General features: G+C 73.9%; 11 protein-coding genes. 6 read left to right on the forward strand and 5 right to left on the reverse strand.

Features of this window, described 5'->3' with window-relative positions; translation table 11 throughout:
* Positions 1 to 55: 55 nt before the first annotated feature.
* Positions 56 to 2,860 carry a DNA polymerase III subunit gamma and tau gene (locus AC4H2H_RS10960; protein ID WP_494370837.1) on the forward strand — a complete coding sequence of 935 codons (2,805 nt, stop codon included), beginning with the start codon at positions 56 to 58 and terminating at the stop codon, positions 2,858 to 2,860.
* Here AC4H2H_RS10960 and AC4H2H_RS10965 read toward each other — a convergent pair.
* The 3 genes from AC4H2H_RS10965 to AC4H2H_RS10975 are packed head-to-tail and all read right to left on the reverse strand — an operon-like array spanning position 2,829 to position 6,306.
* Positions 2,829 to 3,527, reverse strand: a complete 699-nt coding sequence (locus tag AC4H2H_RS10965) for a response regulator (protein ID WP_494370838.1) — start codon at positions 3,525 to 3,527, stop codon at positions 2,829 to 2,831. The genes AC4H2H_RS10960 and AC4H2H_RS10965 overlap by 32 nt on opposite strands.
* Positions 3,524 to 5,632 carry a sensor histidine kinase gene (locus tag AC4H2H_RS10970; protein ID WP_494370839.1) on the reverse strand — a complete coding sequence of 703 codons (2,109 nt, stop codon included), beginning with the start codon at positions 5,630 to 5,632 and terminating at the stop codon, positions 3,524 to 3,526. The genes AC4H2H_RS10965 and AC4H2H_RS10970 overlap by 4 nt, the downstream gene beginning before the upstream one ends.
* A complete protein-coding gene (locus AC4H2H_RS10975; protein ID WP_494370840.1) occupies positions 5,629 to 6,306 on the reverse strand; it encodes a hypothetical protein in 678 nt (225 codons plus the stop codon). Before AC4H2H_RS10975 ends, AC4H2H_RS10970 begins: the two co-directional genes overlap by 4 nt.
* 144 nt (positions 6,307 to 6,450) lie before the next feature.
* Between AC4H2H_RS10975 and recR the strand changes: the two genes are divergently transcribed.
* Entirely contained in the window at positions 6,451 to 7,050 is a 600-nt protein-coding gene (recR, locus tag AC4H2H_RS10980; RefSeq protein ID WP_494370841.1) for a recombination mediator RecR, read from the forward strand.
* 16 nt (positions 7,051 to 7,066) lie between these two features.
* A complete protein-coding gene (locus AC4H2H_RS10985) occupies positions 7,067 to 7,636 on the forward strand; it encodes a DUF5063 domain-containing protein (RefSeq protein ID WP_494370842.1) in 570 nt (189 codons plus the stop codon).
* A gap of 3 nt (positions 7,637 to 7,639) precedes the next feature.
* On the opposite strand, the gene AC4H2H_RS10990 is transcribed toward AC4H2H_RS10985, so the two are convergent.
* Together AC4H2H_RS10990 and AC4H2H_RS10995 are read right to left on the reverse strand one after the other, a co-directional pair.
* Positions 7,640 to 8,218, reverse strand: a complete 579-nt coding sequence (locus AC4H2H_RS10990) for an SRPBCC domain-containing protein (protein ID WP_494370843.1) — start codon at positions 8,216 to 8,218, stop codon at positions 7,640 to 7,642.
* A complete protein-coding gene (locus AC4H2H_RS10995) occupies positions 8,215 to 8,580 on the reverse strand; it encodes an ArsR/SmtB family transcription factor (protein WP_494370844.1) in 366 nt (121 codons plus the stop codon). Before AC4H2H_RS10995 ends, AC4H2H_RS10990 begins: the two co-directional genes overlap by 4 nt.
* 108 nt (positions 8,581 to 8,688) lie before the next feature.
* On the opposite strand from AC4H2H_RS10995, the gene AC4H2H_RS11000 reads away from it, so the two are divergent.
* The 3 genes from AC4H2H_RS11000 to AC4H2H_RS11010 all read left to right on the forward strand — a co-directional run bounded on the left by AC4H2H_RS11000 (position 8,689) and on the right by AC4H2H_RS11010 (position 11,044).
* On the forward strand, positions 8,689 to 9,504 hold the full coding sequence (locus AC4H2H_RS11000; RefSeq protein WP_494370845.1) for a TSUP family transporter: 816 nt from the start codon (positions 8,689 to 8,691) through the stop codon (positions 9,502 to 9,504).
* A gap of 80 nt (positions 9,505 to 9,584) precedes the next feature.
* Positions 9,585 to 10,115, forward strand: coding sequence for a histidine kinase (locus AC4H2H_RS11005; protein WP_494370846.1), 531 nt, complete (start codon positions 9,585 to 9,587; stop codon positions 10,113 to 10,115).
* Positions 10,116 to 10,201: 86 nt separating this feature from the next.
* Positions 10,202 to 11,044, forward strand: coding sequence for a DUF4097 family beta strand repeat-containing protein (locus tag AC4H2H_RS11010; RefSeq protein ID WP_494370847.1), 843 nt, complete (start codon positions 10,202 to 10,204; stop codon positions 11,042 to 11,044).
* Positions 11,045 to 11,119 lie beyond the last annotated feature (75 nt).

Genomic DNA, 11,119 nt, shown 5'->3' on the forward strand with positions numbered 1-11,119 from the left:
CACCGCCGTGGTGGCGGCCTCGTGCGTGTCGGTCGCGACGTCTAGAGTGCGGGGGGTGAGCACCGCCCTGTACCGCCGCTACCGGCCCGAGACCTTCGCCGAGGTGATCGGTCAGGACCACGTGACCGCGCCGCTCATGCAGGCGCTGCGCACCGGTCGGGTGAACCACGCCTACCTGTTCTCCGGCCCCCGCGGCTGCGGCAAGACGACGAGCGCGCGCATCCTCGCGCGCACGCTGAACTGCGCGCGGAACACGCCGGAGAACCCGATCGACACGCCGTGCGGGGTCTGCCCGTCGTGCACGGACCTCGCGCGCGGGGGCCCGGGCAGCCTCGACGTCGTCGAGATCGACGCCGCGTCGCACGGCGGCGTGGACGACGCCCGCGACCTGCGCGAGCGTGCGACGTTCGCACCCACGCGCGACCGGTACAAGATCTTCGTCATCGACGAGGCCCACATGGTCTCGCCCGCGGGGTTCAACGCGCTCCTCAAAATCGTCGAGGAGCCGCCCGAGCACATCAAGTTCGTCTTCGCGACGACGGAGCCCGACAAGGTCATCGGCACCATCCGCTCGCGCACGCACCACTACCCGTTCCGTCTCGTCCCGCCGGACGTGCTCGGCCCGTACCTCGAGGAGCTGTGCGCCGCCGAGGGCGTGACGATCGGCAGCGGCGTCGTCCCGCTCGTCACCCGCGCCGGCGGCGGCTCGGTGCGCGACTCCCTCTCCGTCCTGGACCAGCTCATCGCGGGTGCCGAGGGCGGGGCGGTGGAGTACGAGCGCGCCGTCGCGCTGCTCGGCTTCACGCACGCGACGCTGCTCGACGACGTGGTGGACGCCCTCGCGGCGCGCGACGGCGCGAGCATCTTCCGCGTCGTGGACCACGTCATCGCGACCGGTCACGAGCCTCGCCGGTTCGTGGAGGACGTGCTCGAGCGCCTGCGCGACCTCATCGTCATCGCGGTGTCCGGCGACGAGGCGCAGGCGGTGCTGCGGGACCAGCCCGCCGACCAGCTCGAGCGCATGCGCACGCAGGCCCAGAACCTCGGCGTCGCGGAGCTCTCGCGCGCGGCCGACCTCGTCAACGCCGCGCTCACGGAGATGACGGGCGCGACGTCGCCGCGCCTGCACCTCGAGCTGCTCATGGCGCGCCTGCTCCTGCCGGGGTCGGACGACGGCGCGGCGGGCTTCGCGGCGCGCCTCGACCGGCTCGAGCGCGGCGGCCTCGGGACGGTCGCCGTGGCGCCCGCGGCCCCCGGCCGGCCCGCGCCGGCGGTGTCCGACGGCGGCGCTCCCGCCCCGTCGTCCGGTGCGACGTCCGCTTCGTCCGGGCTCACCGGACCCGCCGCCGTCCGTGCGGCGCTCCGTCCCCCGCGTCCAGCACAGCCCGCGCCGTCGGCCTCCGCACCCGTCCCGACAGCGTTGCCCGTCGAGGCGCCGGCCGAGCCCGCCGCGCCACCGCCGGTCGTCGAGGCGCCGTCGTCAGCCGTCGACGCGCCGGTGGCCGAGACCGACGCCGCGTCGGTCGAGGCAGGGCAGCCGTCGCCGGGCCAGGGTGCCCCCGAGGTGCCGGACGCGAGCGCCGCGACGGCTGCGGTCACCGAGCGCGTGCACCCCGTCGACTCCCCGGCGGACGACGATGCGTCGCCCGCCGCCGCACCCCAGACATCGGCCGCGGTACCCGCCCGGGAGGAGGCGCCGGTGGGCGGCGGGTCGCCCGCGCCCACGGCGGCGTCCGGACCGTCGTCGGCGCTCACGACGGAGGAGCTGCGGCGGCGTTGGCCCGAGGTCCTCGAGAACCTCCGGGCAAGCCCGGTGACGTGGTCGCTCGTCAGCGCGAACGCGCAGGTCGCGGAGCTGGGCGCCGACGTGCTCTACCTCGCGTTCCCGTCGCCCGGGCTTGCCCGCACCTTCTCCTCGTCGCGGCACACCGGTGCGGTCCAGGACGTCGTCTACCAGACGCTCGGACTGCAGGTGCGGATCGAGCCGCGTCTCGCGGAGGACGGCCCCACTGGCCCCGTCGGTCCGGCCGGGTCCGCGGGCTCGCCGCGACCGGCCACCGCACCCGGGAACGGGGACGGGACGGGGGCGGCCGCAGGCGCCGCCGCGAGCAGCGCCGCGCCTGAGGGCGCCGCGAGTCCGCGCGGGAGCGGGGGCGTCGCCGGCGCGGTGGTGGCCCCGGTGCCGGTCGCCGTGCCGACCTCGCCGGCCGGTGGCGACGCTCCCGGTGGGCCACTCGCCCCCACGGCTCGCTCGGGCGCGGCCGAAGCCGGTGCACCGATGCGTGGCGCCGTCGCGCTCCAGGAGCGCCCCGTCGCGGTCGACGCCCCGTTCGTCGCGGTCGACGCCCCGCCCGTCGCGGTCATCGACGCCGCGGACGAGGCCTGGCTCGCCGGTACTCCCGCCCCGGCCCCAGGCCCGGGCACCGCGGACGACGCCTGGCTCGCCGGCACGCAGGCGCCTGAGCCCCCGGCCGACCTCGACGACGGACCCGAGCCGGAGCCTGTGCTCGAGCCGGCGCCGTCCCCGACCTCCGCGCCGTCCCGGCCGACGCCGACGCCGACGCCGGCCGGCGCGGCGGCCGCGGCTCCGGCCGCTCCGACCCGCCAGGCCGGCTCGCCGTCGCTGCGCGGTGCGTCGGCAGCGCGGGCGGCGATCGCGGCGGCGACCTCCGCGCGAGCCACCGCGCGACCCGCGCCGGAGCCGGCGCGCCGCGCAGCACCGGCGGCGATCGACCCGATGGACGACGTCTCGTCCGACGACGACCCCGAGATCGTGTCGACCGGGCTCGTCGGCACCGCCCTCGTCGTGAGCCTCCTGGGCGGCAAGATCATCGAGGAGATCCAGGACCCGGGCGCGTAGCGTCCGCTGACGGGCGCGCCGACGGCGCGGCGTCCGGCCGGACGAATCCCGAAGCGTGGAGGACCTCCCGGAGCTCGGTGCGGTCACGCACTCCGAGCTTGGCGAGGATCGTCGACGTGTAGTTCCTCACGGTCTTCGCCGAGAGCCGCAGCTCGCGGGCGATCTCGGCGTTGCCGCGGCCGCCGGCCACGAGGTGCGCGATGTCGTTCTCGCGAGACGTCAACCCGGGGATCCCGTCCTCGCGGTGCCGTGGCGCATCCGCGACGACCTGCAGGATCCGGTCGGCGACTCCCCGGCCGACGACGAGCTCACCCCGGTGGACCGCGCGGATCGCGTGGAGCACGTCATCGGGCGTGGCGTCCTTCACGAGGTAGCCCCGTGCGCCGGCACGGATCGCCGCGACGACGGAGTCGTCCTGGAACATCGTGAGCATCAGGACGCGGCAGCTCGGGACGGTCCGCACGATCCGCTCCGTCGCGTCGATGCCGTTGACGAGCGGCATCTTGAGATCCATCAGGATCACGTCGGGTCGCAACCGGTCCGCCAGTCTCACGGCGTCCTGCCCGTCGCCGGCCTCGCCGACGATCTCGACGTCGTGCGCGACGAGCAGCGACCGCAGGCCCTCGCGATAGAAGACGTGGTCGTCGGCGATCAGCACGCGGATCACGGTGCGCCTCGTGGACGTCCCCGATCGTCGGCGAGAGGCAGTAGCACGTCGACGGTCGTCCCGTGGCCGGGGCGGGAACGGACGTCGATCGAGCCGCCCACTTCGTCGACGCGCTCGACCATCGACCGCAGCCCCGTGCCCGTGCGTCGCACCGACGGGTCGAACCCTCCGCCGTCGTCACTCACGCCGACGACCAGCATCGGGCGGTCTTTCTCGGTCCGCGACGCGAGCGTGACGACGATGCGCGACGCACGCGCATGCCGGAGCGCGTTGGCCAGCGCCTCGGACACCACGCGGTAGGCCGCCACGTCGACACCCGGGGCGACGTGGGCGGGCGGTCCGGCCGCACGCAGCTCCACGACGGGTGCGCTACCGGGTGTCGAGCAGCTCCTCACGAGTTCCTCGACGGCGCCCAGGAGGCCCGACCTGTCGAGCGCGGGAGGGCGCAGGTCGTAGACAATCCTGCGGATCTCGTCGACGGTCGCCCGCAGGTGGTCGCGTGCCTCGCCGACGAGGCGGGCAGCGGCGTCCGGATCGCGACGGATCAGTCCCGCGGCGACGTCGAGCCGTTGGTAGAGACTCGACAAGGTGGGTCCCAACCCGTCGTGCAGGTCCCGGTGGAGGCGGCTGCGTTCGTCCTCGCGGGCCAGCACGAGGTCACGTCGAGACGTGCGCAGGTCGTCGAGCAGCTGTGCCACGCTCAGGAGCAGTCCCGTCTGACGTGCGACCTCACCGAGGAGTCGGCGATCCGACTCCGAGAGGCGCTCGCCGCCACGCAGCGCGACGTCCAGCGTCCCGAGTCGGGGATCGTCGCGGACGCCGCCGAGAGGGAACCGGACGAGCGTGTCCGGGTCGGGGGCGGAGAACCCCGGGTCCCGGTGGATCGCACCCGGGTCGGCGCTGAGCGCCACGTACGCCAGCTTGAGCGACCCCGCGAGGCTCGTCACGATCCGCGACGGGAGCGGATCGTGCGCCAGCTCGTCCCCGAGCGATGCGACCAGCTCGTAGGGTTCGCGACGGAGCCCGTACACCCAGCGACCTGCCGCACGCTGCAGGCGCCGGCGGATGGGATCGAATCCCACGGCGACGACCGCTGTCGCGAGGAGCGGTACCCAGAGGGGATCGACCGTGCGGGTCGCGAACCCGGCGGCGACCAGGACGGCGGCGTACGTACCGACGACGAACACGGTCAGGACGCCGTACACGAAGGCCCTGGTCAGGATCGTCGTGACGCCGTAGAGCCGGTGCTTGCGAATGGCGACCGTGATCGCGATCGCCAGGAAGGCGCTGATGGAGTAGCTGAGGAGGTACGCCGCACCGTTCACGACAAGACCGCGGGAGGTCGGTTCTTCCATGCGCCGACCGAGGGGCGTCGCCACGACCGCGAGGATGTACGCGAACCTCACGGTCACGGCGACCGCGATCCAGGTGATCTGCTGCCGGACGACCCGGCCCGAGGTGCGGTACCGGTGCAGCTGTGCCGCGACGCACGTCCCGAGGAGGACGATGCCTCCGATCGTCACGACCCCGCTGGACGCGCCGAGCACCGGCGCGAGAACGGCCAGGGCCACCCAGGCCAGCGGCAGCGGGCGGGTCCAGTGCGGGACGAAACGTCCGTCGGGGAACAGGTAGGCGACGGGGAGGATGAGGACCCATGCCACCGCTTGGAGCGCAAGGGCCGCCTCCCCCTGCGGGAGCGCGGCGGCAAGAGCACCACCTGCCCCACCCTGGAAGCAGCCGTGCAGGACGAGGGCGACCGCCAGGTAGAGGCGGAAGGCGTCCTCGCGGCGGGTGGAGACCGGCGCGCGCAGCACCAGGACGGCCGCGGCGGCGTACACCGCCATGACGGCGAGCTCGATGACGAGCGCGTACCGGAGCCACCACTCGGCCGGGACTCCCAGCCCTGCTGCCGCACTCTGCAGCTCGGCGCGGCTCCAGCCGTCGAGGTACGGAGCGGCGTCACCTGCCGCGAGCGTGACGACGTGGATGGCCACGGTCGCCGTGACGCAGGTCCAGATCAGGACATGCGCTGCGGCGCGGGCGGCCGGATACCACTCACGCGGCGGCGCGTGCGCCGATGTGCCGAGCGGGAGCTCCGCGGTCACGTCGTCCATGCTACGCGCGGGGTGCTGTCCGGCGCCGGTGTGCCGCGTCGGAGCCAGGCGATGCCCATCAGAGACCACAGGAACGCGACCAGGAACGGCGGGAGCGCACCGAACGTCACGATATCGAGCAGCAGGTACGGGACGCCGAGCACGGCGACGACGAACCCGGTGCGTCGCAAGAGCCCGCTGAGCCGGACCGCCACCCCCGCGAGACCCACGGCGGCGATCGCGAACCAGACCGTGAGTGCACTGAGCAGGTAGGGGAGGTCGTAGAACGGGTGATCGCCCAGCGTCGCTGCGTCGAGGCGAACCATGGGGATGCGGACGAGAGCGACGCTGATCCCCGCGGCGACGGACAGCACGCCGGCGGACGTGCTCGCTCGCGCGAACCGCCGTGCCGTGACGCCAGGCACGTCACGGACGAGGAGTGCGAGCGCGATCGCGCCGGCGGCAAAGATCGTCGGCCACGCCAGGTGGTAGACGATCCACGGGGCGCTGACCGCGTCAAGGTCCGTCGGGTCGAGTTCTGCCAGGTCCTCGATCCCGGTCATCGTCCACACCAGCGCCCAGGGCGGGACGATCAGGGCGAAGAAGAGGACCGGCGAGAGGGCGAGGAACCAGGCGGGGCGCCGGTGTCGGGCCGTGGTGGTGGTCGTGAGGGTCGTCGTGGTCATGGCACTCTCCGATCGCGGGATGGTTCTCGCAGCCTGGGTGTCCCGTCGTCCCGGGCACCAGGGTCGTGACGTCCCTCCGAGACGGGGCGTCGTCGCCTCTCACGGCGCGGCGGAGGTGTGGGCCGCGACCCGTAGGCTGGGGGCGTGTACGAAGGCGCGGTCCAGGACCTGATCGACGAGCTCGGCCGCCTTCCCGGCGTCGGGCCCAAGAGCGCGCAGCGGATCGCGTTCCACCTGCTCGCCGCGGACGCCGCGGACGTGCGCCGTCTGGCCGACGCGCTCACCGAGGTGAAGGCGCGCGTCCGCTTCTGCGACACGTGCGGGAACGTCGCGGAGGCCGAGCAGTGCCGCATCTGCGCCGACCCGCGGCGCTGCGTCGAGGTGATCTGCGTCGTCGAGGAGCCCAAGGACGTCGTCGCGATCGAGCGCACGCGCGAGTTCCGCGGCCGGTACCACGTGCTCGGCGGGGCGATCAACCCGATCGAGAACGTCGGCCCCGGGGACCTGCGCGTCGCGGAGCTCATGACCCGCCTCGCCGACGGCCAGGTCACGGAGGTCATCCTCGCGACCGACCCCAACGTCGAGGGCGAGGCCACCGCGACGTACCTCGCGCGCATGCTGGGCCCGATGGGCCTGCGCGTGACCCGCCTCGCGTCCGGGCTGCCGGTCGGGGGAGACTTGGAGTACGCGGACGAGGTGACCCTCGGCCGGGCGTTCGAGGGCCGCCGCCTCGTCGGCGGCTGACGGAAGGGACCGGCACATGGGCGAGATCGAGAACGACCCCGACCTGCGCGAGATCGCGGAGGGGATGGCCGGGCAGGCCCGCGCCTACCTCACGACGACGGCACAGGTCGCGAGCGGTGCCGCGCCCGGGGCCGTGCTCCCGCTGCTGCTCCTCGCACTCTCCGACGTCCTCGCCGCGGGCGCCCGCCTGGGGGCGATGGGCGACGTCGTCCCGGTCGAGCGCTTCGAGCCCGACGCCGGGCCGGACACCGACGTCGACCCGTTGCGCACGGCGCTCTCGCGGCTCTTCGACGGGTTCGACGACTACGCCGAGATCACCGACCCGCTCGTGGGCGCGGAGGTGGGTGCCGCCTCGCTGTCGGGCGACCTGGCCTGCGTCGCGGAGTGCCTCGCGAAGGGCCTGCAGCACTACGAGGGCGGGCGCGAGCTCGAGGGTCTGTGGTGGTGGCAGTTCTCCTACGTCTCGCTCTGGGGCGAGCGCGCGGCGAGCGCCCTGCGCGTCCTGCAGGGCGCCCTCGCGCACCTGCGGCTCGACGTGGACGACGACGTCGCCGCCGAGGCGGAGTACGACGCCCTGCAGTCCTGACCGTCAGGACCCGTCGGCCGCCCGCCGGTAGTGCTCGGCGAGGCTCGAGACGTAGTGCTCCCAGTCGAGCTCGTCGGGGTCCCGGCCCTCCCGCGTCGCGACGAGGCGGTCCAGGTAGTACTCCCAGCCCGGCCCGACGGAGGTCGCGTCGTCGGCGAGGCCGAGCAGCTGGCGGAACGTGAGGGTCGTGAGACCGTCGGCCTCGTCGAGGTCGAACGCGAGGTGCCACGTGTCGTCGCCGATCGCGGTGTCCGCGGCGAACCGGTGCGGGGCCTCGCACCGCGTGATCGTGTACTCCTCGGGTTCGACGTCGTCCCCCTCGGCGGTCATGAAGAACGTCACCTTCCCCGTCGAGGGGTCGCCCTCCCACCGGCCGATCCACCGTGCCAGGCGGTCGGGCTCCGTGAGGCTCGCCCAGACGTCGCGGGCGGGCGCTCGGAACGTGCGGGTGACGACGAGCTCGGTGCCACGGGCCCCGTGCTCGACGGTCCCGTGCGGCACGGGACGGGCCGTGGCCCCTCGCGCCGGGACGGCGCCGGTGGCGGTGTCGGCGGTGTCGCTCGTGGGCGTCCGGTCGCTCATGCGCTCTCCTCGTGTCGGTCCGCGCCGGGCTGGGCGCGGCGCTCTCGTGCCGTGCGACGCACCTCGAGGTCGAGGCCGTCGAGGACCCGTGCGGGCACGGGCGGTGCAGGACGGCCCAGGGCGGCAACGAGGCCGCGGACCTGGTCGAGACCGTCGGGTCGCAGCGAGTACACCCGGCGCCTGCCGTCCGCGACGACGGCCACGAGCCCGGCCTCGCGCAGCACCCGCAGGTGCCGGCTCACACCTGGCCGTGAGACGTCGTCCCGCGTGCCTGCGAGCTCGCCCGCGGTGAGATCCGTGCGGCGCAGCGCGAGGAGCAGCTCCCGGCGGACCGGATCGGACAGGGCCTCGAACGCGTCCATCCAGAAAGCGTAACTGATCGGTTACCCGTTGTCGCCGTGACGGCGAGCGCGGCATGCACGCCGGCCACCGCGCGGGGGAGGGGCGGCGGACCGTGGTACCACTGGGGGGTGCTGCCGACCTTCGTCCTTCCCGCCTCCGGTGGGCTCGAGATCGACGGCCTGACCGTCGCCCTGCTGATCCTCGCCGCGCTCACGGCGGGCTGGATCGACGCCGTCGTCGGGGGAGGTGGGCTGATCCAGCTCCCGGCGCTCCTGCTCGTGCCGGGCATCAGCCCGGTCCAGGCGCTCGCGACGAACAAGCTCTCGAGCATCATGGGGACGTCGGTGAGCGCGGCGACCTTCTACCGACGCGTCGGCCCTGACCTGCGCACGGCCGGGCCGATGGCTCTGGCCGCGCTCGTCGGCGCGGTCGGGGGAGCGGCCCTCGCGTCGCGCATCCCGGCGGAGCTGTTCGAGCCGATCATCCTCGTCGTCCTCCTCGGGGTCGCTGCGTACACGATCGCGAAGCCGCGGCTCGGGCACGCGACGAACCTGCGCTGGGAGGGCAACGGCCACCGCTGGGCAGCCGCGGGCATCGGCCTCGTCATCGGCACCTACGACGGCCTGCTCGGCCCCGGGACGGGGACGTTCTTCGTCATCTCCCTCGTGAGCATCTTGGGGTACGCGTTCCTGCCGGCGTCGGCCCTCGCGAAGATCGCGAACTTCGCGACGAACGCGGGAGCGCTGATCTTCTTCGTCCCGTACGGCGCGGTCCTGTGGGGTCTCGGCCTCGTGATGGGCGCGGCGAACCTGCTCGGTGCCTACATCGGCGCGCGCATGGCCGTCGCCAAGGGGAGCTCGTTCGTGCGCGTCGTCTTCGTCGTGGTCGTCGGCGCGCTGATCCTCAAGCTGGGCTACGACGTCATCAATGATCTGACCGCCTGACGCCCGGGTGACGCCACGCGGTGTCGCGATGACATCACTGGGAGTTGCCATGACACCACCTATGGTGTCATAATGGCGTCATGGATCTCACGCCCTACGTCAACGACCTCCAGCACCGGCTGGGCACCGCGGCCGACGCCGCCGGTTCCGACGCGCGGCAGCTCGCCGAGCGCCTGACCGCCCCGCTCGACGCCGCCGTGCGACTCGTCCTGCTGGACGCGCTCTCCGCGGCGGCCGGAGAGATCTCCGCCGAGCTCGCACCCGGCTCCGTCGACGTCCGCCTGCGCGGCGGGGACCCGGAGTTCGTGGTCGCAGCACCCGGTCCCGTCGCCGAGGCGGCGTCCGGCGCCGTCCCCGCGCAGGCCGCCGGACCTGCGCCCCTGCCGAGCGTCGACGCGGAGGAGGGCACCACCACCCGCACCACCCTGCGCCTGCCCGACCACCTCAAGTCGCAGGTCGAGGTCGGGGCCGCGCGCGACGGTGTCTCGGTCAACACGTGGCTCGTGCGTGCGGTGGCCGCAGCGCTCGAGCAGACGACGGGACGGCCCGCCGCGCAGGCCCGCCCGCAGCAGCGCGGCGGCCAGACGCGCCTCACCGGCTGGGTGCGCTGAGCGCACACCCGTCCCCACAGCGACACCCCAGACACCCCAGACACCGCTGACACCACTGACACCACCCGACCTCACCTGGAGCCCTCATGCCTACCTTCCCCGCGCCTGCCCCCGTCCCGGTCGTCGTGGACGTGCCCTTCGGCGACCTGCACGTCGTCGCCGGGGAGCGGGACGACGTCGTCGTCACCGTCCTTCCCGCCGACCCGTCCAAGTCGGGCTCGGTCCGCGCCGCCGAGGAGACCCGCGTCGAGCGAGACGGCGACGCGGTCAGGATCATCTACCCGGCGTCCTGGAAGCAGTACGTCCTCCCCTTCGCCGCCGGCGGCGCGAAGGTCACCATCGAGCTGCCCACCGGATCGTCGCTGAGCGGCAAGGCCGGGTCGCTGTACGCGGAGGGCCGGCTCGGCACCGTCGACCTCACCCTCAACGGCGGCGAGGCCCGGCTCGACGAGGCCGCCCGCGTCGACCTCAAGGTCTCGGCGGGATCCGTCGTCGTCGACCGTGCCACCGGCCCGACGAACATCAAGGCGACGGCCGGGGCCGTGCGCATCGGCGAGGTCGTCGGCGACGCGAGCGTGCGGTGCACCAACGCCACGACGACGGTCGGCGCGGTCAACGGGTCCCTGGAGGTTGCCGGCGCGCACGGCGACATCGTCGTGGGCCAGGTCCGCGGAACCCTCACCGCCAAGGCGGCATCGGGCGGTATCCGGGTGGACCGGGTCGAGTCCGGCTCGGTCACGCTCACCACCTCCTACGGCTCGATCGAGGTCGGCGTGCCCGAGGGCACCGCCGCGTGGCTCGACGTCGCCTCGCAGCACGGCAGCGTCCGCAACCAGCTCACCCCGACCGAGGCACCCGTCGACGACGAGGCCACGGCGGAGATCCACGCCAGCACGGGCTACGGCAGCGTCGTCGTCCGTCGCCCCTGACCGATCAGCTTCGGTCCGCCGTCGTCACGGCGGGCCAGTCACGAGAAGGAGACGCACATGAGCATGGAACAGTCG

The organism is Cellulosimicrobium sp. BMG9.22, from assembly GCF_059159975.1.